The following is a 25,180-nucleotide window of genomic DNA, read 5'->3' as shown; positions in this document are numbered from 1 at the left end:
CCCGCCGGCGTGGGCGCGTCCTCCCCATAGAATGGACAGATGACCTTAAGCGTTGCGCTCGGCCCTGATACCCAGGAGGGCACCCGGACCGGCACCGCGGAGTCAACAGACTTCCTTGCCGCACCGGACATCCCCTGGAACCTGGTGATCTGGAATGACCCCGTCAATCTGATGAGCTATGTCAGCTACGTGTTCCAAAGCTACTTCGGCTACTCCGAAAGCAAAGCGAACAAGCTCATGATGGAGGTCCACAAAAAGGGGCGTTCCATTGTTGCCTCCGGCAGCAAGGAGCAGGTGGAGCGCCATGCGGTCGCCATGCACGGCTTCGGGCTGTGGGCAACGGTGGAGAAGGCCAGCGGCGGGCCGGGCGGCAATTCGGGAAAGTCCGGCGGGCCGGGCCAGGGCAAGGGGAAACGTGGCTAAGGCATTCAAGTACGGATTCAAAGGCATCACTGGCTATTTGGAGCCGGCCGAACGTGAACTGCTGCGCAGCCTCATCAACGACGTCATCTCCATGCTTCAGCCCGAGGAGCGGAAGGGCCAGGATCCACTGGCTGCCCTGATCGGCCTCGACATGGAGGTTGCGGTCCCCACCGACCGGGCGGTGAAGCGGCTCCTGCCCAACGTGATGAAGGACGACGACGGAGCGTCCCTTGAGTTCCGCCAGCTCACCGAGCGGTCGCTGCGGGAAACAAAGATCGGCGCGCTCCGGGCCGCGGCGCTTGACCTGGATAAAGACGAGATCGTGCTGACCGCTGACGGTGCCCGCCACTGGTCGATGGCCTTGAACGACGTCCGGCTTGTTTTGGCAGAGCGGCTGGACATCCAGGACGAGGAGGACGCCGAGCACGTCCACCTGATGCAGGACTGGTCCCAGGCCGAGGACGTTGAGAGCTACCTGGCCCTGGTCTACAACTTCGCCACCTGGCTGCAGGAGTCACTGGTCCAGGCCATGCTGCAGTCCATGGAAACCCGCCGTTGACCCGCGGGGCGCCCCGGTCCCGGCGCTGTGACAAATTAGACATGAGTCGCAGGCCACAAGATGGTGCCTGACGCTGCAGGGAAGACCTATCCTCGAATAATCATGACAAGAGCCTCGAGCACGGACCCGTCAACTCAAGCCGCAGCGGTGTCCGAAGCCGGTGACCTCCCGGCTGCCGCCGTGGAATCACGGCCCATCGGCGTTTTCGACTCCGGCGTAGGCGGCCTGACGGTGGCGCGGTCCATCATCGACCAGCTTCCCAACGAGTCCATCTTGTATGTGGGGGACACGGCGCACGGCCCCTACGGCCCCCTGCCGATCGCGGAAGTCCGGGCCAACGCCCTGGGCGTGATGGACGAACTGGTGGACTCCGGTGTCAAGCTGCTCACCATAGCCTGCAACTCGGCGTCGGCCGCTGTGCTGCGCGACGCCCGGGAGCGGTACACCGCCAAGTACGGCATTCCCGTCATCGAAGTCATCCAGCCTGCTGTGCGCCGCGCCGTTGCCGCAACACGGAGCGGCAGGGTGGGCGTGATCGGCACCTCAGCCACCGTCGGTTCCCGTGCCTACGAGGACACCTTCGCGGCCGCGCCGGACCTAAACATCACCTCCGTGGCCTGCCCCGAGTTCGTCAGCTACGTGGAGGCCGGCATCACCACCGGCCCGGCCCTGCTGGCCGTCGCGGAGGAATACCTGGCACCGCTAAAGGCTGCCGGCGTGGACACCGTAGTCCTGGGCTGCACCCACTACCCGCTGCTCACCGGCGTCATCTCCTACGTCATGGGAGCGGACGTGACCCTGGTGTCCAGTGCCGAGGAAACCGCCAAGGACGTTTACCGCGCCCTGGCCACCCACAACCTCCAGCGGACCGGCGATATACCTCCGGAACACCACTTTGTGGCAACCGGCGACGCCCATCAGTTCGAGGCCCTGGCCCGTAGGTTCCTGGGGCCCGAAGTGCTCTCGGTCCGGCACGTCGACCATGTGGCCGCGCAGTACCCCACAGGCAGCCTTGCCCGCATCACGCCCGAGATGATCGCTGCGGCCCAAAGCGCCGGAAGCCGACGCCGGATCTCCAACTTCGTGGGCAGTTCCGTCATGGGGGGTTCCGGCCAGTGAAGCTCACCATCGTAGGCTGCACGGGGTCCTTTCCCGGCCCCGGTTCACCGGCGTCGTGCTACCTCCTGACGGCGAACGACGGCGAGCGGACCTGGAAGGTGGTCATGGACCTGGGCAGCGGTGCCCTGGGCGCCATCCAGCGGTACACCGACCTTGAGGATATCGACGCAATCTTCCTCACCCACCTCCATCCGGACCACTGCATGGACCTGTGCGGCCTGCACGTTGCCGTCCGGTGGAAGCCCGGCGGCTGGGGCCGCGGCCGGATTCCGGTGTGGGGACCGGCCGCCACGGCAGACCGGATGGCGACCGCCTACGGGCTGGAGCTGGACCCGGGGATGCACGAGGAGTTCGACTTCTCCAACTGGGCCGAACGGGAAGCCGTGACCGTGGGCCCGTTCACCGTGACCCCCTTCGCAGTAAACCACCCCATCGAGGAGTGCTACGCCCTCCGCGTGGAAGTGGTGGAGCCGGACAAGGACGGCAACAACATTTCCCGGACTTTGACCTACTCCGGTGATACGGACTCCTGCGCCGGGCTCGAGGAGGCGGCCAAGGATTCTGACCTTTTCCTCTGCGAAGCCGCCTTTGAGGAAGGCCGGGACGACGGCATCAAGGATGTGCACCTGACCGGCAAACGTGCAGGAGAGGCTGCTGCCGCTGCCGGGGCGAGGCGGCTCCTGCTGACCCATATTCCGGTATGGACGTCACCGAGCACTGTCATGGCCGAGGCCCGCCCGGTGTTCGGCGGCGACGTCGCCGTGGCTGTGGCCGGGGTGCACTACACCATCTAAAGGCTTCCCCGTGCATGCCGTGGCACCGGACTCCCGCTGCTGCCGGCAGTGGATAAGCTAAAGGCATGACTTCTGAAGCAACTGCAGTGCCCATCGTGCGCGCCGACGGCCGCGCCCCGGACCAGCTCCGGCCCATCAGCATCACCCGCGGATGGTCCAACCAGGCCGAAGGATCGGCCCTGATCGAGTTCGGCAACACCAGGGTCCTGTGCACCGCGTCATTGACGGCCGGAGTGCCGCGCTGGCTCAAGGGGGAGGGCCGCGGCTGGGTCACCGCCGAATACGCCATGCTGCCCCGCGCCACGAACACCCGCTCCGACCGCGAATCGGTCAAGGGCAAAATCGGCGGCCGGACCCACGAGATCTCCCGGCTCATCGGCCGTTCCCTGCGGTCCATCATCGATACCAAGGCCCTGGGCGAGAACACCATCGTGCTGGACTGCGACGTTCTCCAGGCTGATGGCGGAACCCGGACCGCTGCCATCACCGGCGCCTACGTTGCCCTCGCCGACTCCATCAGGTTCGCCCGCGACAACAAACTGATCGCCAGGAACGCCCAGCCCCTTATCGACACCATCGCGGCTGTGTCGGTGGGCATCATCGACGGCGTTCCGATGCTGGACCTGCCCTACGTTGAGGACGTGCGGGCGGAGACCGACATGAACGTGGTGGTCACAGGCTCCGGCAAGTTTGTGGAAGTGCAGGGCACCGCCGAAGGAGCGCCCTTCGACCGCACCGAACTTGACCAGCTCCTGGACCTGGCCCTGCTGGGAACCACCCAGCTCGCCGCCATCCAGCGCGAAACCCTGGCAGACACCCTGTGAGCGCGGTGCCCGCTGCGCCGCGCCTGGTGCTTGCCACCCACAACAAAGGCAAACTCCGCGAGCTGCGCGAACTGCTGCGCGGGCAAGTGCCGGGGCTCGACGTCGATACCCAGGTGGTGGACGCGGCGGCGGCAGGCGCCCCCGACGTCGTCGAAACGGGTGTGACCTTCGCCGAGAATTCGCTGCTGAAAGCGCGCGCTGTCGCCGATGCGACGGGCCTTGTGGCCATCGCCGATGACTCCGGCCTCGCTGTGGACGTAATGGGCGGGGCTCCCGGAATCTTCTCGGCACGGTGGGCCGGCAGGCACGGCGACGACGACGCGAACCTGCGGCTCCTGCTCAACCAGCTCGCCGACGTGCCGGACGCCCACCGGGGTGCTGCCTTTGTCTGCGCCGCTGCCCTTGCTGTTCCCGGTTCGGCCGCCGGCCACGGGCGCGAGGTGGTGGAATACGGCCAGCTTGAGGGTGTCCTGCTGCGTGAACCCCGCGGCGGGGGCGGGTTCGGCTACGACCCGGTGCTGCAGCCGGCAGGGGAGAACCGCAGCTGCGCGGAGTTGTCAGCTGATGAGAAAAACGCGATCAGCCACCGGGGCAAGGCCTTCCGTGCGCTGCTGCCGGCCGTGGTCGACGCGCTCCAAAACGCCAGCCGGTAACCCAAACTGGTTAAACAGCTGTGCTCCCCGCCGGAACGGGGAGCACAGCTGTTTAACCGAAGGGAAAGGCCCGCAGCCGGCAGGGCCGGCGGCGCTGCAGGCTACTCGGAGCGGCTGCCCTGGACATTGCGGGGCGTTTTATGCTCGTTTTCAGGAGCATGCTCTTCGATGAACTCGTCCACCGGGTCCGTGCCGTAAGCCTTCGCCTGGCGTTTCGCCGACAGGCCGCGGAGTACCTCGATGCCGATGGGCAGGACCGACACAAGGACGATGGCGATGAAGATTATGTCCAGGTTGTCGCGGACCCAGGGGATACGGTCGCCCAGCAGGTAACCCAGGAGCGTCACGCCGCCGCCCCAAAGCACTGCGCCAATCACATTGAAGAGGAAGAACTTCTTCTTGTTCATCTGGGCGACCCCGACAATGACGGGAACGAACGTCCGGATGATGGGAACGAAGCGCGCCAGGATCAGCGCTTTGCCGCCGTGCTTTTCGAAGAAGGCATGGGCGTTTTCAACATTCTCACGCTTAAAAAGGCGGGAATTGGGCTTATTGAAGATGGCCGGTCCGGCTTTGGAACCAATCAGGTAGCCGGTCTGGTTGCCGATGATGGCGGCCACAATGATCAGCAGCGCAAAAAGCCACACATTGAACTTGATGGTGTCGGTAGCCACCAGCAGGCCTGCGGTGAAGAGCATGGAGTCGCCCGGCAGGAAGAAGCCCACCAGAAGCCCGGTTTCCGCGAAGACGATGCCGCACACAAGGAGGACCACCCAGGGTGCCAGGGCAGGATCAGCCAGGAAGACCTGGGGGTTCAGCCAGTCGGGCAGGAAGGATGCCAGCTGTGGCTGCACCGGTCCCGCACCTCCCAGCATGGACACAGCGAAGTCGTTCATCACAGGAAAGTTCACCTTCCAAGGGTACTTGACGCGGTTCCGGCACCAGCCGCTGGAGGACCCTCCAGGAAGGCCCTGCTGGTGATCTCGATGACAGGGCCGCGAAGCTGACGAGGGAAGGACGGTCTCCGGAGGTAAGGTTGGCGCGTGGGTTTGGACTTTACGGCGATCGACTTCGAGACTGCGAACGGGTTCCGGGGCTCGCCCTGCGCCGTAGGACTGACCAAGGTCCGGGGCGGACGGATCGTTGAGGAAGCCTCGTGGCTGATGCGCCCGCCTGCCAGTTACGACCACTTTGATTACCACAACGTTCGCATCCACGGCATTACGGCCCGTGACGTGGCGGGGATGCCGCGCTTTGGCGAGCTCTTCCCCGAGATCGGCGCCTTCATCGGCGATGACATCCTGGCCGCCCACAATGCAGCCTTCGACCTGGGGGTCATCCGTTCCGGCCTTGAAGTCTCCGGCCTCGCCGGCCCGGGCTACGACTACGTCTGCACCGTGATGCTGTCCCGGCGGTGCTACTCGCTGGTGTCAAACTCGCTGCCGTTCGCGGCCGAGGAAGCCGGCGTGCCGCTGGTCAACCACCACGACGCCGCCGAAGATGCCCGGGCCTGCGCAGGCATCCTGATCGACATCGCCGGCCGCAACGGAGCCAACAGCATCGCCGAGCTCTATCTTTCCCTGGGGCTGGTGATGCCCCGCCAGGAAGCCTTCGACCCCGCACGGGACGGGTTGTCGAAGCCCAGCCTGGCCGCGCTCGCCAGTGCAGCCGGCAGCGGAGCGGCGCTGCTCCGGCCGTTCCAGACGGGCTGGCCAGAGGAGGGGGCGAACCCGGACCCCAATCCCGACGCCCATCCCGGTCATCCGCTCTACGGGCAGACAGTCGTCTTCACCGGACAGCTTTCCCTGGGCCGGCCCGAAGCGAAGGTCCGGTCAGCCGAGCTGGGTGCCCGGCCCGAAAGCCGCGTTACCGGCCGCACCACGGTCCTGGTGGTGGGGGACGGTTTCGTGGCTTCGGACCTTCGCTCCGGCAGGCTCACCGGCAAGGCACGGCGCGTACTTGAGCTCCATGACCGCGGCCAGGCCATCGAGGTCCTCTCCGAGGGGGAATTCCTGCAGATGGTGGGCAGCTTCGCGGCAGCGCCGGTCAGCGCCTGAATGCGTGGAAGTCGGCGGAACCGCTGGGAATGTCAGCCTTCGCCGGTGGTGACCTTTACGAGCAGGTCCGCCATGCCACGGATCACTTCCGGCGCCTCCAGGGCCTCCAGCCATTCGGCGGGCAGGCACTCCTCGCCGTAAAAGGCGCCGAGGATGTTCCCGGCCAGCGAGCCGGTGGAGTCGCTGTCGCCGCTGTGGTTCACCGCCAGGGCGATTGCATCGCGGAAGTGCTGCGCCGGGTCCGCGGCCGTTGCGCCGGGGGCCTGCCCGCCGCCGTCGGGGAAGGTGGCAAGGACGGCGTAAAGCGCGACGGCGAATGCCTCCTCCGCCACCCAACCCCCGCCAAGTGCCTGGGCCAGTTCCTCCGGCGGCACGATTCCCTTGCCGGCCAGCCGGAGAGCGCCCTCCAGCCTGTCAGGGAGCTCCGGGGAAACGCCCTCGAACCCGGCGGCATGCGCCGCTGCTGCTGCCGCCGCTTCCCGCAGCCCGTCACCAGCGACGAGGTGGTGGATGAGCAGGCTGAAGGTTCCTGCGCTCTGGCGCGCTGACGGGTGGCCGTGCGTCAGGGAGGCGGCGTCGGAACTCAGCTTGTAGACGGCGTCGGCCGTTATGTGCGGGATCAGCCCGAACGGGGCGGACCGCATCACTGTCCCGCAACCCTTCGATTGCGGGTTGACGGGCCGGACCGAGGTGCCCATTTCGCCCGTTGCCAGGCCGGAAATGCACGCCTTGCCCGGATGCCGCCGCTGGTGCAGCACCTGCTGTTCGTCGATCCACCGGGGCTGGGGCACGGGGGCCGATGCCGGAGCTGCTTCCCCTTGCGTTGCAAGCCACCGCAGGTACGCCAGCCACAGGCAGGCGTTAACGTCCGCGCCCACTCCGGAGTTCGCCCACTCCAGAGCCTCCACCAGGCCGTCAACGGTATACAGCGTCATCTGCGTGTCGTCCGAAAAGTGGCTGCTCGCTGCGATGGCATCAAAACCGGTAAGGCCGGAAGCGCCAAAGCGGTCGCGGATCTGATCAATCGAGTCGAACTCCACGGCGTAGCCCAGGGAATCCCCCAGTGCACCACCCAGGAGGCAGCCGTGGATGCGGGACTTCAGGGAGGGCTTGGATGTGTCCGGCTCGATGCTCATGCAGTAAATTTACCGTGGTGCGCCGCGGCCGCCTTCCGCAGCTGCGGGCAGCCGAAAGCGCACCGCAATCCGTCTACCCTAAGGTCCCACCATGTGCCCGCCTGTCCCGGCCCCTCACGACGCACTGCAGCCGGACAAACGCCGGTGATGGTGGCAGCTGCGGTGTGTCCGGAAGTGTCAGTGGCAGCCGATAGCTTAGAAACATGAGGTTACTTCACACATCGGATTGGCATCTGGGCCGGTCCTTCCACGGCGTCGGCATGCTGGATGCTCAGCGCGCCTTTGTTGACCAGCTGGTGGACACCGTCACCCGGAAAGCCGTAGATGTTGTGCTTATCGCCGGGGACGTCTACGACCGCGCCCTTCCGGGTGTGGATGTGGTCCACCTGCTGGACGACGCCCTGGTAAGGCTGACGGCGGCAGGAGCCCAGGTGGTGCTCACCAGCGGCAACCATGACTCAGCCATCAGGCTGGGGTTCGCCTCCCGGTTGCTGGAGCGGGGCGGAGTGCACCTGCGGACCAGGCTGGAGAGCCTGGACCAGCCCCTGCTGCTCCCTGCAGGCGCAACCGCTGGCGGGGGAACCTCTACGGGTGAAGCCGTCGTGGCAATCTACGGCATACCCTGGCTCGAGCCGCGGCTCGTGGCCGAACAGCTCGGCGCCCAGGCTGCCAGCCACTTTGAAGTTACCCGCGCGGCAACGGAACTGCTCCGGCAGGACATCGCGCGCCGTTCAGAGTCGGCAACAGTCCACTCTGTGGTCCTCGCCCACACCTTTGCCAGCGGTGGGATCAGCTCGGACAGCGAACGCGATCTCAGCATCGGCGGCGTGGGCGCGGTTCCCCTGGACCTCTTTGACGGCTTCAGCTACACCGCCCTGGGCCACCTTCACGGGCGGCAGGCTCTTTCTCCCCAGGTCAGGTATTCGGGATCGCCCCTGGCGTACTCCTTCTCCGAGGCCTCCCATCAAAAGGGCGCCTGGCTGGTAGACATGGGGCCGGAAGGGCTGGCCCGTGTTGAGGAAGTCCTGTGGGATGCCCCGCGGACCCTGGCCGTACTGCGCGGCTCCCTGGCTGACCTGCTCGAGTCGCCCGAACACGCGTGGGCTGAAAGCGCCTACTGCCAGGTCACCCTGACAGATGCGCAACGTCCCGCCCGTGCCATGGACCGCCTTCGTTCGCGCTTCCCGGACACTCTGGTGCTGGGATTTGATCCCGAGGACGGAGCTTCCGCCTCCGCAGCAACCTACAGCAGCAGGCTTGCCGAAGCGCCCGATGACCTAGCCGTGTGCTGCGGTTTCCTCGAGCACGTCCGCGGCCGCACCCCGGACGAGGCAGAGAAAGCCGCGCTCGCGGGAGTACTGGAAAACGTACGCCTGCAGGAGGCCTCCCGATGAGGATCCACCACCTCAGTATTTCGGCATTCGGCCCCTTTGCCGGCACCGAGGACATCGATTTCGACGCGCTCAGCGCCCATGGCCTTTTCCTGCTGAACGGCCCCACCGGTGCGGGCAAAACAAGTGTGCTGGACGCCATCTGTTACGCCTTGTACGGCTCGGTACCGGGAGCGCGCCAGGACGGCAAACGCCTGCGCAGCGACCACGCCGAGCCGGGCCACGAACCTGCCGTCAGCTGTGAGTTCTCCGCACAGGGCCGTCGCTACGAGGTCACGCGTTCGCCCGCCTGGGAGAAGCCCAGCGCCAGGGGCAGGAACGGGTTCACCACGCAGCAGGCAAAGACCCTCCTGCGGGAGCGCGTGGACGGGGCGTGGATTGAAAAGTCTGCCCGCAATGACGAGGCAGGCGCGGAGATACTCGCCCTGCTGGGAATGGACCGGGAACAATTTACCCGCGTGGTGATGCTGCCCCAGGGGGATTTCGCAGCGTTCCTGCGGTCAAAGGCCACAGACCGGCTCGAGCTGCTGCAGAAACTCTTTGGCACCCAGCGGTTCGAAGCAGTCGAGCAGGAGCTGTCCCGCCAGGCGCAGGCAGCGAAAGAAGATGTCTCGGTCCTGTCCGGCCAGCTTGAGCTGTTGGCGGCCCGGGCAGAGTCGGAAGCGGCAACCCTGCACCTGGCAGACGAAGGCCCGGCCCCTGACAACAGTGCTGCACGGCTCGCCTGGCTGGAGGAGGCTGCGGCCGAACGCGTGCGCGAATTGACGCACCAGGCCAAGGCTGCGGACTCGGTCAGCCGCGAGCGTGACAACTGCGTTGAAGCGGAGACCGCCCGCCGGGACCGGCACCGCAGGCTGGCGGAAGCAACCACACGGCAGGCCGGCGTGCAGGAAGCGCTGCCGAGGCTGGAAGAGGTAATTAACCGGCTTGGCCGGCACCGCCAGGCGGAGGTACTGGCCGGACAGCTGCGCAATGTCGACGCCGGTGCCGTCAAGGTCAGGCGCGCCGCCGCCGCACTGGAATCGGCATCTACTTTGCTTCGCCTCGCCGCCGAGGAAGACCCCGAACTTGCCCAGCTGGACTTCGGCTTCCCGGCAGCCGAGGGGCCGGATCTGGCCGAGCCGGACACATTCCCCGGCGCCGCGGACGAACTGAACCGGATCCGGTCCCTGCTCGCGGTGGTGGAAGCGAGAATTCCAGACGAGGACCGTCTTAAAGCGCTCCGCTCCAGGCACAAGCAGCTGATGGCCAAACAGGAGGACCTCACCGGGGCTGCTGCCGCGCTGGCCGGCCGGGTGGAGAGCCTCCTCAGTGAACGGTCACGCCTCACCGACAGCCTGGGGCCCTTGGAGGTGCGTGCGGGAGCGGCGGCCCTGCGTGCGAAGGAAGCAACGGCGGCCGAGGAACTGCTCGACGTGGTCCGGCAGTACGCTGCGGCAGCGTCCTCCCGGAACGCGGCGGTCCTTGCACACGATGCTGCCCGGGAGGACCAGCTGGAGACCAAACGGCGCTGGCTTGACGTCAGGGAAAAGCGGCTGGCGAACGCCGCCTCCGAACTCGCGGCCAAGCTGGTGGAGGGGGAACAGTGCCCGGTGTGCGGAAGCCCTCACCACCCCATGCCGGCGCCCGTGGATGGCGGCGGCTCCCGGCTTGCCCAGGATGAGGAAGCAGCCCACCAGCTGTATGAAGCCGCTGAAGCCGCGTACGCCTCAGCCGGCCACAGGCTGGCCGAGGCAAACCAGCTGGTAGCCGTCCTCGCCGGCCAAGGCGGGGAAACTCCCCGGGAAGAGGCAGCGGGCACAGCCGAAGAAGCGCGACGGGCTGCCGCCGACTCCGAACAGGCGGTCGGGGAGCTGGCCGCGGCCCGGTTGCGGCTTGAAGCACTCGAAGCGGGCATTGCAGCTGCCCAGTCCTCGCGGGCGGGCACCGAGGCGGAATTGGCCCAGATCGCGACTTCACTACAGGACACGGCTGAACAGTCGTCGCTGCTCGACGAGGCCTTGGCCGGGCTGAGGGCAGGCCACCGCAGCCTTGCCCACCGGTTGCGTGCCCTGGAAAACGCCGCCGGTATGCTCGGCAAAGCCGTCGACGCCCAGGCGGGGTTCGTCAGCGCCAAAGCCCAGGCCGCTGAGGCGCTGGAACAGTTGGAGCAGGCGTTGCCGGACGCCGGGTTTGCCACCGCTGACGAGGCCCGGGAACATCTGCTGACCGGCAGTGAAGCTGCTGCCGTGGAGGCCGAGATGCGCTCTGCGCAGGATGAAGCAGCAAGGGTGGCGGAACTGTTCGCATCCGAGGACGTTGTGCTCGCCCTCGAGGAAGCGGCTGCCGGACTTGTACCGGACAAGCAGCAACTCGCCGTTTTGGAGGCCGGGGCCGCAGCTGCCCGCAAGGACGCACGTGACGCGGACCTGGCAGCCGGGCTGGCGGGACGCTGCCTTGAGTCCCTCGGCTCCATCCGTGCCGACTACGAGGAGCTGTCCGGCTCAGCGCGGGGGCCGGCGGAGCGGGCACGCATGCTCACCGCCCTGGCCGATGCGGCAGCCGGCCGGGGGGACAACACGTACCGGATGAGCCTGAACAGCTACGTGCTGGCGGCGCGGTTGGAGCAGGTTGCCCTGGCGGCCTCTGAACGGCTCGTTGCCATGAGCGACGGCCGCTACCTCCTGCAGCACACCGACGCGAAGGCGGCGCGCGGTGCAAAGTCCGGACTCGGCCTTGAAGTGGTGGATCAGTGGACCGGGCACCGCCGGGACACCTCCACCTTGTCCGGCGGTGAATCATTTATGGCGTCACTCTCCCTGGCACTCGGGCTCGCAGACGTCGTCCAGCAGGAGGCGGGCGGGGTCGAAATTGAAACGCTTTTTGTTGATGAGGGGTTCGGCAGCCTGGATGAACAATCCCTGGAGCAGGTGATGGATGCCCTGGAGGGCCTGCGGGACGGGGGCAGGGTAGTGGGGCTTGTCAGCCATGTCGGGGAGATGAAGCAGCGCATCGGAACGCAGCTGCAGGTGTTGAAGACCAGGAACGGATCCACCCTGCGGATAGCAGACGCCCTCGACGTCCCGGCCTAGGGAGGCTGGGAGGGGCGGATATACTTGAACCGTTACCGGGTTCGGCGCATCGGGAGGAGGGACGATGCGCATGATTGAACGAGCCCGGAAATGACATCATCCAGTTCCCTCTCACCCGCCCCGGCTTCGGCGCCGCCTTCGGTTCCCGTGCCGGAATCTGCATCTGCCGCCCAGAGCCCGCCTCAGCCTGCTCCCGGCGGCCGTTTCGCCCGGCTTCCCCAACTTGCCGGCCGCGGCTTCATTCCCCTGGGTCTACTGGCCCGCCTGCCATTGGCCATGCTTACAGTGGGCACCCTGACCCTGGTCACCTCCAGCAGCGGTTCCTATGCGCTTGGCGGTACTGCGGCAGGTGCGGTGGGCGTCGGTTCGGCCCTCGGGGCTCCGGTCCTGGGCTCCCTTGCGGACAGGCGGGGCCAACGTCCCGTACTGCTGTGGGCAGCCGTCTTCAATACAGCCGCCGTGGTGCTGCTGATCCTTGCAGCCTCTGCCATGGGAACGTCGGGAAGTTTCCCGGCCGCCGTCCTGGCCGCCTCGTTCCTCTCAGGGGCAAGCTGCCCGCAGGTAGGCCCGCTGGCCCGGGTCCGGTGGATGGCGCTGACGTCACGGGGCAAGGCGCCGGATAACAGGCGGGACCTGGACACGGCGCTCTCGTACGAGAGCACGGCCGACGAAGTAACTTTTGTGCTGGGACCGGCGCTCGTGGGAATCCTTGCCAGCCTCGTGGCACCCTGGCTGCCGCTCGCGCTGGCAGCCGCCCTGACCATCACGCTGGTTCCCGCGTTTGCTGCCCACCACACGCACGCAACGGTGCCGGCTCGCCGTGCAGTTCCGGCAGCGGAACGCCGTGCGAAAGGCAGGATGCCTGCCGCTGTTGCCCTGCCAGTGGTTGCGATGGTGTGCATGGGCACGTTCTTCGGCTCAACCCAGGCAGCGCTGAGCCCGTTCGCGGCCAGCCATGCCACGTCGGAGATTGCCGGGTTGCTGTATGCAGCGATGGGGCTCAGCTCCGCCGCCTCTGCCCTCTCAGTGGCCTATTGGCCACAGCGGTTCAGCCTCTCTTGGCGATGGGTGGTGTCCGCGGCGTTGATGGCCGGACTCGCCGTGCTCCTGCTGGCGCCGTCGTCGCTGGGTGGAATGGTGGCGGTGCTGCTTATCCTGGGTATCCCGGTGGGCCCGGTCATGGTTACCGTCTTCGCTGTCGGAGGGGTGCTGGCCCCTGGTGGACGCTTAGGAACGGTGATGACCGCGTTGGCCAGCGGTATTGTGGCCGGCACCGCCATTGGCTCATCACTGGGCGGCCGGCTGGCGCAGGACCACGGCTACGGTGCTGCCTTCCTGGTTCCCGCCTGCGCGGCAACGGCGCTCGCACTCCTGGGAGCCGGGGCCGCCGTCGTACTTCACCGCAGGAGCGCGCGCCGCTGACTGGAGCCGAGAACCGGCGCAGTTCTCAGGCCAGCTGCCGTTCGATCCTGGCGGCGCTCTCCACCAGCGCCGCACCCACTGCCGAAGGGTCGTGGGCAGAGCGGATGTAGACGACGGCGAGTGCTGCCGGGCGCCCTGCCGGGACGCGGATGGGCGCGGCCAGCGAGGAGACTCCGGCAATGACCTCGTCATGGCTGGCGGAGTATCCGGTCCGCCGGGCATCGGCAGCTTCCGGCCGGTAGGGGACGCCCGTCTCCAGCCGGTCCCATTCAGCTTCGGTGAGCGCTGACTGGATGGCAATCCCGGGCGCCCCGGCATTGATGGGGTGCCGGGTGCCGGGATGCTGGGCGACGGTCGCGCCCGAATGCCGCGGCTCCACGGTGACCAGGGTGATGCAGTCGTGGTGGTCCCACAATGCCACGAACGCCGTCATGTCCAAGGTGTTGGCGAGGTGCGTCAGTTCGGGAAGCGCAGCCCCCTGGAGGTTCCGGGAAACGCTTCGGGCCAGCACGGCAAGTCCTGGCCCGGGCTGGACCCGTCCGGCGTCGTCGCGCACCAGGAGTGAATGGTCCTCGAGCGTTCGCAGGATGCGGTAGGCCACGGAACGGTGCACTCCCATGGCATCGGCGAGTTCGGCGATGGTCATCGGGCCCGGCGCCGCCGCAAGGATCTCGAGGGCCCGGATGCCGCGCGAAAGTGTCTGGGAAGGCGAAGCCTGCGCGGGCGCTGCTCCAGCCGTGACTGCGGCGGTGGGGGTCATGGTGTCCATCCTAGGTCGCTCTGGTACCGCTGCGGCGGCTCTAACCGGCGGCCGGATCCGTGGCCTCATCCGCATAACGAATTGCCGGTTCAAATATAGAACCAGCGAACAAAGCGGTCCAGCTGACCTGTGGCACGAAGCCCCGGACGCAACCAGCCTTAATTGTGCTGATGCGTGTCGCACCTCACACTTTCGTAGTACTCTTTCAACTAACTGACCGTTCTGTCGGTAATCCTGAAGGCGTCCCGGCAGCCCGCTGCCAATAAAACAATGGAGTTTCAATGACCACACCTTCCAAGGTGGATACGCTCGCCGGTCCCAGCACCCGGCGGGAGGAGCGTAAAGTCCTTGCCGGCACCCTGGTCGGCACCACCATCGAGTGGTACGACTTCTTCATCTTCGCCCAATTGACCGCAACGCTGCTGTCACCCCTGTTCCTGGCGCCCCTGAATGCGTCGAACCCCGGCCTGGCGCAAATCCTCTCCTTTGCCCTGATCGGCATCAGTTTCCTCTTCCGCCCCCTGGGCGCAGTAGTGGCCGGCCACCTCGGCGACCGCCTGGGCCGCAAGGCCATGCTCGTCTTCACCCTGGTGATGATGGGCGCGGCCACCGCCCTGATCGGCATGCTGCCCACCTATGCACAGATAGGCGCCTGGGCGCCGATCCTCCTGATCGCCCTGCGCATCGTCCAGGGCTTCTCGGCCGGAGGCGAATGGGGCGGCGCGGCGCTGATGGCCGTGGAGCACGCGCCCCTGAACAAACGCGGCCTGTTTGGCGCCTACCCGCAAATCGGTGTGCCGATCGGCATGATCCTGGCTACCGGCCTCCTGTTCTTCCTGAACAGCAACATGTCCCGGGAGGACTTTGCAGCCTGGGGCTGGCGGGTTCCGTTCCTGCTCTCCATCGTCCTTATCGTGGTGGGCTACCTGATCCGCCGCGCCGTCGCTGAAAGCCCCGTCTTCCAGGAAATGGCGGCTCGGAAGCAGGAAAGCAAGGCACCACTGGGGGTCCTGGTCCGCAACCACAAGAGGCCGGTCCTGTACTCCACCCTGATTTTCATCGGTAACAACGCAGCCGGCTACCTGCTGATCGCCTTCTTCATCGCGTACGCCACCAGGACGCTGCAGATGCCCACGCCCCAGGTGTTGCTGGCCACCACCCTGGCATCGTTCGGCTGGCTGATCTTCACGCTGGCCGGCGGTTGGCTCTCGGACCGCATCGGCCGGGTCAAGACCTTCCTCGCCGGTTACGCGATCATCTTCGCCTGGATGATTCCCATGTTCGCCCTCATCGACACCAGGAACATCTGGCTCTACGGCATAGCGCTGTTTGTCCTCACCATCGGCCTCGGCCTGTCGTACGGGCCCATGTCCGCCATGTACGCCGAGATGTTCCCGGCCAACGTCCGGTACTCCGGCATCTCCATCGGCTACGCGTTCGGGGCCATCCTCGGCGGCGCCTTCGCCGCCACCATCGCCGAAACCCTGCTGCAGACCACCAAGTGGGCCGGGTCCATCGGTATCTACATCATGGTCCTCTGCGTCATCTCGGCCATCGGTGTGCTGCTGGCCAAGGAGACCAAGGGCCGTCCGCTGGGCGTCAGCCACCACTGACCCCAACCGTCCCCCTGGCCTCGCTACGCTCGGCGGGGGAACCCTGACGGCGTGGGCCAACCCACTGTTCAAATCAACGGCGGGCCCGGACCAACCGGTCCGGGCCCGCCGTCGTATCAGCGGCCGGACCAGGAAGCGCTGTTACTGCTTCAGGAAACTGATGGCGTCACTGTCCGTGAGCTGTTCGAAGTGCCGGTAGAAGCTGCCGACGGCCCGGAATTTGCCCGGCAGGTGCAGGCACAGGACGGCGTCGCATACCCGCTCCACAGAGGCCTCGGCTTCGATTGAACCCACAGGGGCGGCGGCCACAACCGTTGCCGCTCCACCCTCGCGGACAGCCTCGACGGCGGCGCGCATGGTGGCCCCGGTCGCCAGGCCGTCGTCGATCAGCAGGACAGTTTTCCCGGAGAGGTCGTGGTCTATCCCCGGATAGAGGTGGACGCGGCGGGCCAGTTCAGCGCGTTCCCGCTGTTCCACCTCGTCCAGCAGTTCCTGGCGCACTCCATGCTCCAGTACCCGGTCCACCAGCGGCTTGTTGAGCAGGCGGACGGTCCGTCCCCGTGCCCACGCCAAAGCCCCGTAGGCAGTCTCCTGGTGTCCCGGGATGCCCAGCTTGCGCACCAGGACAGCTCCCAGCGGGAGGTAGAGGGCCTTGGCGGCCGAAGCCGCTACCGGGATGCCGCCCCGGGCAAGGCCGAGGACCACGGTGCCGGGCTGCTCACGGAACTGTGCGAGTACGGCGGCCAGCTTCTCGCCGGCCTCGGTGCGGTCTTCAAAGCGCGTCAGCATATTTCCCTCCCGGCTCATGCCAGCCCTTCCTTCAGCCTACCGCCGGGGAGGGCAGGAGCCGGCGGCCGCCGGGGCCAGGGCGGATTAGACCGCGAGGAAAGCGATGGCTGCCTGCTTGAAGGCCCGGCTGGTGATGGCGTTGGTGTGATTCCGGCCCGGCAGCAAAACCACTTCCACCATCGCCCCGGCGTGGCGGGCGAGTCCGGCCAACTGCGGCAGGCTGGGGGCGCGTTCGTCCTTGTCGCCGGCCACCAGGAGCATGGGCACGTGCGGCACTGCCTCGGCAGGGTCATAGGGTTCGGCTTTGATGGCTTCCACCAAAGACAGCAGCGCAAAAATGTTGTTGCTGGGTAGCAGCAGCGCCATTTTCAGCAGCCGCGCAGTGGATTCGTCACTGATGGGAGTCCCGTCCGCGAGATAGTCCTGGGCTGCCACGAGGTCGAAGGCCGCGAGGGGATCCGCAATGTTAGGCCCGCCCAGCACCAGCCGATGCACGAGCTCCGGCTGCGTGGCTCCGAACTCCCAGGCGAGTCGGGAGCCGAGGGAGTAACCCACGATGTCCAGTCCGCTGGAAGGGTCACCGTCCTGCACGGGGCGCGCGCCGGCGTCGAACGCTACCTGGAGCAGGTCCGCCCGGATCCTGCTGGGGGAGTAGGAATCCCGATCCTCCGGGGCTCCGCTGCGGCCGTGGCCCGGCAGGTCCACGGTGATGACCCGGCGGCCGGCATCGAGCAGGGCAGCCACCCAGCCGGTGTCCTCCCAATTGAGCTTGCTGGAAGACGAGAAGCCGTGCAGCAGCAGGACGGGCCGTAGCCCGGCATCCACGGCAGGATCATGCACCTTCACGTACAACTGGGGGTCCGTACCCTCCACTGTGTGCGCGTGCTGCTCGCCGGTGTGCCTGCCGCTCATGGTGTCAGTCCTCATCAACTACGGCGCGGGGCGGACCCGGCGCGTCGGAAGCTCGTATTTCGGGACTACTCTACCTGCCTGCCGGGCCGGTAAATCTACGCTGGCGGTGCACGCACCCCGGCGCAGTCGAGCAGCGCCAGGTGCCTTTCGGGAAGGTCATTCCGGCACCTGAAGCGAACTCTAGTTGGGACGGTTTCTGGTGGTGAAGCGGGCAGCTGCAGCACAGGCAACAGCGATTCCCGCAATGAGGCCGATGGTGCTGAAGAGCTGGATGCGGCTGCTCTCGGCGCTGAAGCCTACGGCGAAGATCAGGCCCAGCAGGACGAGCCCCACGATGGTCAGGGCCGGGAAACCCTTCATCCGCAGGGGCAGTGCCGTGCCTTCCCGGTCTGCACGGCGCCGCAGGACCAGCTGCGAGACCAGTGCGCTGCCCCACACCACCAGGCAGGTGGATCCCACCAGCTGGAACAGGGCAGGAAGGATCCGCTCCGGGAACAGCAGTTCCAGGACCGTGGCCACGAAGCCGAACGCCACGGACACCCCGACAGCCAGCATGGGAACGCTGGCGCCGCTCAGGCGGGTGAGGAACCGCGGGGCTTCGGCCCGCTCGGCCAGGGAATAGACCATCCGTGAGGCACCGTAAAGGTTGGCGTTCAGCGCTGAAAGAAGCGCGACGACGGCCACCAGGGTGATGGCCGTTGCGGCACCCGGGATCCGGGCTGCGTCCAGGACGCCGGCGAACGGTGACGCCAGGCTCTCCGAGGTTGCCGGCAGGACAGCGGCGATCACAAAGACTGAGCCGATGTAGAAAACCAGGATGCGCCACACCACGGTCCTGATGGCCTTGCCCACGCTGTGCTCCGGATCTTCGGTCTCTGCCGCCGCCACGGACACGATTTCGGTGCCGCCGAAGGCGAAGATCACCACAAAGAGGGCGGAAGCAATTCCGCCAAGTCCGGCGGGGGCAAAATCTGCCGTCAGGTTGGCCAGCCCGGGGGACGCCACCGCGGGCAGCAGGCCCAGCAGCAGGGCTGCGCCCACCACCAGGAACAATACGATTGCGGCGACCTTGAGGATGGCGAACCAAAACTCGAACTCGCCGAAGTTCCGTACGCCCGTGAGGTTGATGGCCGTGAAGACGACCATAAAGATCAGTGCCAGCGCCCACACCGGAAGCACCGGCCACACCGTAAAGAGAAGCCCGGCGGCTCCCAATGCCTCGGCTGCGATCACCACCACCAGCTGCAGCCACCAGAGCCAGCCGATGGTGGCGCCCGCCGTCTTTCCCAGTGCCCGCTCGGCATACACGGAGAAGGCCCCGCTGTTTGGACTGGCCGCGGCCATTTCACCCAGCGCCCACATCACCAGGATGATCAGCGTGCCCGCCACCAGGTAGGAGATGAGCACTGCGGGGCCGGCCGCCTGCACGCCGGCCCCCGATCCGAGGAACAGGCCGGCGCCGATGGCGCTGCCCAGTCCCATCATGGTGAGCTGGCGCGGTTTCATGGCATGGCCCAGATGGCCTTGCTGATGAACTTCTGCGGACTTCATCGTCATTTTGATGCTGGACCTTCTTGGGGTGTGGATGATGGCTCCTCGTGGGACCTATCGAATTTACCGCCTCCGGCTCCGCAGGGCGTAGTCGGGGCTAACGTCCCTGAACAGGTGAACCAAGGGGAGCTCATTGAAACATTCGCATCTGAACCACTCTTGCCCCTAGAATTAGTTTTGGTCAAAGTGACCATAACTAGGCGGGGCTTACGGAAAGCGACCGCAGGCGAAAAGGGCGGTGGCACATGTATTCGAGCTCTGCGAACGTCTCCGAGCGCCGGGCAGCCCCTCCATCACTGGCCATCTCCACCGTCATCTTCGCGCTGCGACCCAGCGAAGCGTCGGGACGGCCCACGTTGTGGCTGCCCCTGGTCCGCCGGATCCGTGAGCCGTTCAAGGGATTGTGGGCGCTGCCGGGCGGGCCCCTGAGCCACTCCGAGTCCCTGCAGGACGCCGCCTCCCGGAACCTGGTGGAGACCACTGGCCTCGCTCCGAGCTATCTCGAGCAGCTGTACGCCTTTGGCGGACTGCACCGCTCACCCACCCAGCGGGTGGTTTCGATCGTCTACTGGGCCCTGGTCCAGCCCACCGAAGCCGCGCTCGCGGACGAGTCGGAAAACGTCCGGTGGTTCCGGGCGGACCGGCTGGGTGAACTCGCCTTCGACCACAACGCAATCGTGGACTACGCGCTCTGGCGGCTGCGCAACAAGCTGGCCTACGGTTCCGTGGCATACCACCTGCTGGGGGAGTACTTCACCCTCGCCCAGGTCCGGGAGGTTTACGAAGCAGTGCTGGACAGGCAGCTGGACCCTGCCAACTTCCGCAGGCAACTGAAATCAACTCCGGACATAGAAGAAACCGGCGAGTACCTCCAGGGCGGCAAGCACCGCCCGCCCCGCCTCTACCGCTTCACCGGCCGTCCCGGCCTTGACCCAGACAACAGGAGCACACCATGAGCAGCGTCAACACAGCAATCCAGCTGATCACGCGCGAACAGGCCGAAAAGGGCACAACCGCGCAGGGCGGCACGTGCAGCCCCGCCCTCGCCAAGGGGCCGTGGGACTACGACCTCGCCGAGGCGCTGACCGGCATTCCCGCCTATGGCCCCGGCGCCTCCAGCGCGGACATTGCCCCTGCTGCCACCCCGCGCCAGGGTCAGTTGCCCGAAGAGTACAAGCTCGCCGGCGACGCCGAACTGGGCGAAAGGATCCTGGCAGCCAAGGCCGCGCTGGGGAACAGGGCCGTCATCCTGGGGCACTTCTACCAGCGTGATGAAGTCATTCAGTACGCCGACTTCGTAGGTGACTCCTTCCAGCTGGCCAACGCGGCCCTCACCCGGCCTGACGCGGAGGCAATTGTGTTCTGCGGCGTCCACTTCATGGCCGAAACCGCCGACATCCTCTCCGCGCCGGAACAGGCCGTCATCCTGCCCAACCTCGCAGCCGGCTGCTCCATGGCGGACATGGCCGACGCAGACTCCGTGGCCGAGTGCTGGGAGCAGCTCGAAGAGATTTACGGCACCGAGCCCGACGCCGAAGGAAGGGTCCCGGTCATACCGGTCACCTACATGAACTCCTCCGCAGCCCTGAAGGCCTTCTGCGGTGAGCGCGGCGGCATCGTCTGCACCTCCTCCAACGCCAGGACGGTCCTCGAATGGGCGTTCCAGCGGGCCCAGCGCGTGCTCTTCTTTCCGGACCAGCACCTGGGCCGCAACACCGCCAAGGCACTGGGCGTGCCCCTGGAGCAGATGCCCATGTGGAACCCGCGCAGGGACCTGGGCGGCAACGACGAACAGGCCCTGCTCGATGCCAGGGTCATCCTGTGGCACGGGTTCTGCTCTGTCCACAAGCGCTTCAACGTAGGCCAGATCGAGAAGGCCCGGGCCGACTTTCCCGGAATCCAGGTGATCGTTCACCCCGAGTGCCCCATGGAGGTAGTGGACGCCGCCGATTCCGCAGGTTCCACCGACTTCATCCAAAAGGCCATTGCCGCGGCCACGGAGCCCACCACCTTCGCGATCGGCACCGAAATCAACATGGTGAACCGGCTTGCAGCCGAGTACCCGCAGCACACCATCTTCTGCCTTGACCCCGTCATCTGCCCCTGCTCCACCATGTACCGGATCCACCCCGGCTATCTTGCGTGGGTCCTTGAAGAACTTGTCGCCGGGCGCGTTGTCAACAGGATCACCGTGGCGGACTCGGTGCAGGATCACGCCAGGACGGCACTCGAACGCATGCTCGCGGCCAGGCCCTCATGACCCGGCTTCCCACCCAGGCCCCTCCAGGGGGCCGAATGCTGTCCGGACCTGACGGGGTGCCCGGCCGCAGCACGCAGGCGCGTCCGCGGCTGATCGTCGTCGGCAGTGGCATCACCGGGCTGTACGCTGCCCTGCTGGCAGCGGATTCCGGTGCGGAAGCCGTGCTTCTGAGCAAGGGGCAGCTGCGCGCAAGCAACACCTGGTATGCCCAGGGCGGCATTTCCGCCGTGCTGGACGTGCCCGCTACTGGGGACACCGTGGAAGACCACATCGCCGATACCCTCCGTGCCGGGGCCGGGCATTGTAATGAAGAGGCCGTCCGGCTGATGTGTACTGAAGCGCGCCGCGACATCGCCGGACTGCAGCGTTTCGGCGTCCAGTTCGACGCAGAGGCCGACGGCGGCCCGGCCCTGGGGCTCGAAGCAGCCCATTCCGCGCCCCGCATCCTGCACGCCGGCGGCGACGCCACAGGAGCGAAAGTTGCCGCGGCGCTGATCGAGGCAGTGCTGAGCCGACAAGCTGCCGGGATCCTGACGGTTGTACCTTTTGCCCATGCAACACGGCTCCTGCAAGATAACGGCACAGTCACCGGGGTGGAGTTCCTTCAGGACGGCCCCACGGTCGCGGTGTACGGTGACGCGGTCCTGCTGGCAACCGGGGGAGCAGGCCAGCTTTTCGGCAGCACCACAAATCCCGGCGTGGCCACTGCAGACGGCCTGGCGCTCGCCGTCCGGGCCGGCGCTGCAGTGGCCGACCTTGAGTTTTTCCAGTTCCACCCCACCTGCCTCGTTTCCGGCGCCCAGGGTCCCAACACCCAGTCCCCCAATACCCCGGCCACAGCCAGCCTTGACCACGATCCGCTGCTCATTTCCGAAGCAGTCCGTGGCGAAGGGGCCGTACTCGTCGACGGCAACGGGAAGCGCTTCATGCGTCTGTACCATCCGGACGCCGAACTTGCCCCACGGGATGTGGTGTCCCGCAGCATCGCCCTGCACCTGGCCAAGCTCGGGGACCCCGCCGGCCACGTCTACCTCGATGCCCGCGTCATTGAGTCCGGAAAAGGCAAGGGATTCCTGGCAAAGCGCTTCCCCACCCTCACGCAGCGGACACTCGACGCCGGCATCGACTGGACACGGGAGCTGGTCCCCGTGGCTCCTGCGGCGCATTACTGGATGGGCGGAGTGGCCACCGACCTGCACGCCAGGACCAGTGTCCCTGGTCTTTACGCGGCGGGGGAAGTCGCCTGCACAGGTGTACAAGGGGCTAACCGGCTGGCCAGCAACTCCCTCCTTGAGGGCCTCGTTTTCGGCCGCCGCGCCGTTGATGCCTTCCTCTCCAGGGGCTCCGGCCGGGTGTGGCCTCAGGCTGTCCCTCCGGAGGCCGGCGCGGCGGAAACGTGCGCCACGCCCGAGGCCGCGGGCATCCCGTTTTCGCGGGATGCCCTTCGCCGGCTGATGACTGCCAAAGCCGGGGTACTTCGTCAGGGCGTGTTGCTGCAGGAGGCGGCGGAGGCCCTTAACGGGTGGGCCGCCGTCGTCCGTCCCGAATCCGTTCCTGCCGGCGCGGACGTTGAAGAACATGAGGACCGGAACCTGCTGCTCGCCGCGCAGTTCCTGGTGGCCGCCGCGCAGAAGCGCCTGGACTCACTGGGGGCGCACTACCGCAGCGACAGCCCAACTGATGCTGCCGGCATCCCAGACGATATTGAAGGAACCTCCCCAACACGCCCGAAAGCGAGCCTTGTCCATGACTGAAAACTCCGTGATGACAGCGGCGGCTGCCAACGGCCGGCGCCTGGACCTGACGCTGCCGCCGGCGCCCGTACGGGAAATCCTGCAGCGCGCCTTCGCCGAAGACGCCCCGGCGGGTGACATCACCTCCCAGCTCCTGATCCCCGCCGAAGCCCATGCCACCGCAGTGCTGAGCGCGCGCGTGCCCGGGGTCCTTAGCGGCGCCACGGTGTTCCGCGACGCCATGCTGCTGGTGGATCCCGGCACCGAAGTTCAGCTGCTGGTCGGGGACGGGGAAACGTTCGATGCCGGCAGCAGCCTTGCGCGGGTCAGCGGCCGTGCCAGGTCCGTACTGCTCGCCGAACGCGTGGCCCTCAACCTGGTGCAGCGCATGTCAGCCATCGCCACGAGGACGGCCGAGTTTGTCCAGCTGACCGAAGGCACGTCCGCCCGGATCACCGACACCCGCAAGACCACGCCGGGCCTGCGGATCCTGGAGCGGTACGCTGTGCGGTGCGGGGGCGGCGCCAACCACCGGTACAGCCTCTCGGACGCCGTACTGGCCAAGGACAACCACCTCGCCGTGATGACCGGGGGCGACCCCGCCCGGCTCACCGGGCTCCTCACGGCCGCCAAAGCGCAGTTGGGGCACACCACGCACTTTGAGGTGGAAGTGGACCGCATGGACCAGATTGAGCCCGTCCTGGCGGCCGGCGTGGACACCATCATGCTGGACAACTTCACTGTGGAGGAGCTGAGGGCCGGTGTGGCTCTGGTAGCGGGGCGTGCGCAGGTGGAGGCCAGCGGGAACGTGAACCTGGGCACCGTGGCAGGGATTGCAGCTGCGGGAGTCGACGTTATTTCCGTTGGTGCCCTGACCCACACCGTGGCGGCCCTTGACCTTGGGCTGGACGTCGAACTGGTCCTCAGGTGACTGCCCATGATCTTCCTTGACACCGCCGCCACCACCCCGGTCCGCCGCGAGGTGCTGGACGCGATGTGGCCGTACCTGACCGGTGAGTTCGGCAATCCCTCAAGCCATCACACCCTGGGTGAGGCTGCTGCAGGTGCGCTCGCGGGTGCCCGGCGGTCCGTGGCGGCGGTCCTGGGTTGCCGGCCCGGCGAAGTGACCTTCACTTCCGGGGGAACCGAAGCTGACAACCTTGCTGTCAAAGGCATCGCCCTGGCCCGGCAGGCGGCGGACCCGCAGCTGAACCGGGTGGTGGTCAGCGCCGTCGAACATCCCGCAGTGGAGGAGTCGGCCCGGTACCTGGAGCGCTTCCACGGCTTCGTGGTTGATGTGGTTCCCGTTGACGGGCAGGGCCGGGTTACGCCGGCGGCGTTCAGGGCCGCGCTTCGGCCGGAAACTGCCCTCGCCAGCGTCATGTACGCCAACAATGAGATGGGAACGGTACAGCCCGTCGCTGAACTGGGCGCCTTGGCCCGCGCCCTCGGCATACCGTTCCACACAGATGCCGTGCAGGCGGCCGGATGGCTGCCGCTGAACACCAAGGCGCTCGGGGTTGATGCGATGAGTATTTCCGGCCACAAGCTCGGCGCACCCAAAGGCTGCGGCGTGCTGTATGTCCGCGGACGCACCAGGATGGAGCCGCTAATTCACGGCGGCGGGCAGGAACGCGGCCGGAGATCCGGGACCGAAAACGTGGCCGGGGCGGTGGGCCTGGCCACCGCCCTCACCCTGGCACAGGCCAGCCAGGCGGAAGAACGACGCCGGGTGGCGGCCTTGCGGGACAGGTTCATCAGCGCTGTGCTCACCGGTGTTCCGGGGTCCATCCTCACCGGGCATCCCGTCGAGCGGCTGCCCTCTGTGGCGTCCTTCTGCTTTCCCGGAACCAGCGGGGAATCGGTGCTGCTTGAACTCGAACGCCGGGGCGTTGTCTGCTCCAGCGGGTCAGCCTGCGCGGCGGGTTCCGATGCGCCGTCGCCCGTGCTCACGGCATTGGGACTTCCCCCGGAAGTTGCCCAGACGGCCGTCCGGTTCAGTTTCGGTGCAGCGGTGACGGAAGCGGACCTGGAAGCGGCGTCCGGTTTGGTGCTTGACGCCGTCGGCCGGGTCAGGGCACTGGGGGCCTAGCGCCGGAGCTCACAGGGTGCT

22 protein-coding genes are annotated in these 25,180 nt (G+C 66.8%); 16 read left to right on the top strand and 6 right to left on the bottom strand.

What is annotated here, in order from left to right; translation table 11 throughout:
- The first annotated feature begins 39 nt into the window (after window positions 1-39).
- From clpS to rdgB, 6 genes are all read left to right on the top strand, one after another.
- Complete coding sequence (gene clpS / locus AC5RTE_RS03715) at window positions 40-423, top strand: ATP-dependent Clp protease adapter ClpS (protein ID WP_494040025.1); 384 nt, start codon at window positions 40-42, stop codon at window positions 421-423.
- A complete protein-coding gene (locus AC5RTE_RS03710; RefSeq protein WP_494040024.1) occupies window positions 416-982 on the top strand; it encodes a DUF2017 domain-containing protein in 567 nt (188 codons plus the stop codon). Before clpS ends, AC5RTE_RS03710 begins: the two co-directional genes overlap by 8 nt.
- Before the next feature lie 102 nt (window positions 983-1,084).
- Window positions 1,085-2,101, top strand: coding sequence for a glutamate racemase (murI, locus tag AC5RTE_RS03705; protein ID WP_494040023.1), 1,017 nt, complete (start codon window positions 1,085-1,087; stop codon window positions 2,099-2,101).
- A complete protein-coding gene (locus AC5RTE_RS03700; RefSeq protein WP_494040022.1) occupies window positions 2,098-2,895 on the top strand; it encodes an MBL fold metallo-hydrolase in 798 nt (265 codons plus the stop codon). Before murI ends, AC5RTE_RS03700 begins: the two co-directional genes overlap by 4 nt.
- Before the next feature lie 65 nt (window positions 2,896-2,960).
- Window positions 2,961-3,719: a ribonuclease PH gene (gene rph / locus AC5RTE_RS03695; RefSeq protein WP_494040021.1), complete on the top strand. Its 759-nt coding sequence runs from the start codon at window positions 2,961-2,963 to the stop codon at window positions 3,717-3,719.
- Window positions 3,716-4,372, top strand: a complete 657-nt coding sequence (gene rdgB / locus AC5RTE_RS03690) for an RdgB/HAM1 family non-canonical purine NTP pyrophosphatase (RefSeq protein ID WP_494040020.1) — start codon at window positions 3,716-3,718, stop codon at window positions 4,370-4,372. Before rph ends, rdgB begins: the two co-directional genes overlap by 4 nt.
- Before the next feature lie 101 nt (window positions 4,373-4,473).
- On the opposite strand, the gene AC5RTE_RS03685 is transcribed toward rdgB, so the two are convergent.
- Window positions 4,474-5,268 (bottom strand): DedA family protein, encoded by a 795-nt coding sequence (locus AC5RTE_RS03685; protein ID WP_494040152.1) that lies wholly within the window; start codon window positions 5,266-5,268, stop codon window positions 4,474-4,476.
- 147 nt (window positions 5,269-5,415) lie between these two features.
- Between AC5RTE_RS03685 and AC5RTE_RS03680 the strand changes: the two genes are divergently transcribed.
- The gene (locus AC5RTE_RS03680) at window positions 5,416-6,429 is read left to right on the top strand and encodes a 3'-5' exonuclease (protein ID WP_494040019.1); all 1,014 of its coding nucleotides are present in this window, start codon (window positions 5,416-5,418) and stop codon (window positions 6,427-6,429) included.
- A 32-nt stretch (window positions 6,430-6,461) separates the two neighbouring features.
- Here the strand turns inward: AC5RTE_RS03680 and AC5RTE_RS03675 are convergent, their stop codons facing one another.
- Window positions 6,462-7,565, bottom strand: a complete 1,104-nt coding sequence (locus tag AC5RTE_RS03675) for an ADP-ribosylglycohydrolase family protein (protein WP_494040018.1) — start codon at window positions 7,563-7,565, stop codon at window positions 6,462-6,464.
- Between the two features lie 203 nt (window positions 7,566-7,768).
- Here AC5RTE_RS03675 and AC5RTE_RS03670 point away from each other — a divergent pair, with 203 nt between their 5' ends.
- The 3 genes from AC5RTE_RS03670 to AC5RTE_RS03660 all read left to right on the top strand — a co-directional run bounded on the left by AC5RTE_RS03670 (window position 7,769) and on the right by AC5RTE_RS03660 (window position 13,449).
- A complete protein-coding gene (locus AC5RTE_RS03670) occupies window positions 7,769-8,959 on the top strand; it encodes an exonuclease SbcCD subunit D (RefSeq protein ID WP_494040017.1) in 1,191 nt (396 codons plus the stop codon).
- Window positions 8,956-12,027 carry an AAA family ATPase gene (locus tag AC5RTE_RS03665; protein WP_494040016.1) on the top strand — a complete coding sequence of 1,024 codons (3,072 nt, stop codon included), beginning with the start codon at window positions 8,956-8,958 and terminating at the stop codon, window positions 12,025-12,027. Before AC5RTE_RS03670 ends, AC5RTE_RS03665 begins: the two co-directional genes overlap by 4 nt.
- 90 nt (window positions 12,028-12,117) lie before the next feature.
- A complete protein-coding gene (locus AC5RTE_RS03660) occupies window positions 12,118-13,449 on the top strand; it encodes an MFS transporter (protein ID WP_494040015.1) in 1,332 nt (443 codons plus the stop codon).
- 25 nt (window positions 13,450-13,474) lie between these two features.
- Here AC5RTE_RS03660 and AC5RTE_RS03655 read toward each other — a convergent pair whose 3' ends face one another.
- On the bottom strand, window positions 13,475-14,209 hold the full coding sequence (locus tag AC5RTE_RS03655) for an IclR family transcriptional regulator (protein WP_494040014.1): 735 nt from the start codon (window positions 14,207-14,209) through the stop codon (window positions 13,475-13,477).
- 281 nt (window positions 14,210-14,490) lie between these two features.
- Here AC5RTE_RS03655 and AC5RTE_RS03650 point away from each other — a divergent pair, with 281 nt between their 5' ends.
- Window positions 14,491-15,822 (top strand): MFS transporter, encoded by a 1,332-nt coding sequence (locus tag AC5RTE_RS03650; RefSeq protein ID WP_494040013.1) that lies wholly within the window; start codon window positions 14,491-14,493, stop codon window positions 15,820-15,822.
- Window positions 15,823-15,963: 141 nt separating this feature from the next.
- Here AC5RTE_RS03650 and AC5RTE_RS03645 read toward each other — a convergent pair whose 3' ends face one another.
- From AC5RTE_RS03645 to AC5RTE_RS03635, 3 genes are all read right to left on the bottom strand, one after another.
- Window positions 15,964-16,611, bottom strand: a complete 648-nt coding sequence (locus AC5RTE_RS03645; protein WP_494040151.1) for a phosphoribosyltransferase — start codon at window positions 16,609-16,611, stop codon at window positions 15,964-15,966.
- 84 nt (window positions 16,612-16,695) lie between these two features.
- Window positions 16,696-17,523, bottom strand: a complete 828-nt coding sequence (locus AC5RTE_RS03640; RefSeq protein ID WP_494040012.1) for an alpha/beta fold hydrolase — start codon at window positions 17,521-17,523, stop codon at window positions 16,696-16,698.
- A 180-nt stretch (window positions 17,524-17,703) separates the two neighbouring features.
- Window positions 17,704-19,080 carry an amino acid permease gene (locus AC5RTE_RS03635; protein WP_494040011.1) on the bottom strand — a complete coding sequence of 459 codons (1,377 nt, stop codon included), beginning with the start codon at window positions 19,078-19,080 and terminating at the stop codon, window positions 17,704-17,706.
- A gap of 239 nt (window positions 19,081-19,319) precedes the next feature.
- Between AC5RTE_RS03635 and AC5RTE_RS03630 the strand changes: the two genes are divergently transcribed.
- The 5 genes from AC5RTE_RS03630 to AC5RTE_RS03610 are packed head-to-tail and all read left to right on the top strand — an operon-like array spanning window position 19,320 to window position 25,159.
- Window positions 19,320-20,030: an NUDIX hydrolase gene (locus AC5RTE_RS03630; protein WP_494040010.1), complete on the top strand. Its 711-nt coding sequence runs from the start codon at window positions 19,320-19,322 to the stop codon at window positions 20,028-20,030.
- A complete protein-coding gene (gene nadA / locus AC5RTE_RS03625; protein WP_494040009.1) occupies window positions 20,027-21,334 on the top strand; it encodes a quinolinate synthase NadA in 1,308 nt (435 codons plus the stop codon). Before AC5RTE_RS03630 ends, nadA begins: the two co-directional genes overlap by 4 nt.
- A 35-nt stretch (window positions 21,335-21,369) precedes the next feature.
- Complete coding sequence (gene nadB, locus AC5RTE_RS03620) at window positions 21,370-23,088, top strand: L-aspartate oxidase (protein WP_494040008.1); 1,719 nt, start codon at window positions 21,370-21,372, stop codon at window positions 23,086-23,088.
- The gene (gene nadC, locus AC5RTE_RS03615; RefSeq protein WP_494040007.1) at window positions 23,081-23,998 is read left to right on the top strand and encodes a carboxylating nicotinate-nucleotide diphosphorylase; all 918 of its coding nucleotides are present in this window, start codon (window positions 23,081-23,083) and stop codon (window positions 23,996-23,998) included. The genes nadB and nadC overlap by 8 nt, the downstream gene beginning before the upstream one ends.
- 6 nt (window positions 23,999-24,004) lie before the next feature.
- Entirely contained in the window at window positions 24,005-25,159 is a 1,155-nt protein-coding gene (locus AC5RTE_RS03610) for a cysteine desulfurase family protein (RefSeq protein WP_494040006.1), read from the top strand.
- The last annotated feature ends 21 nt before the right edge of the window (window positions 25,160-25,180 follow it).

The organism is Arthrobacter sp. K41, from assembly GCF_059089645.1.
The sequence above is the reverse complement of the archived record's forward strand: the minus strand, read 5'-3'. Positions and strand labels throughout refer to the sequence as shown.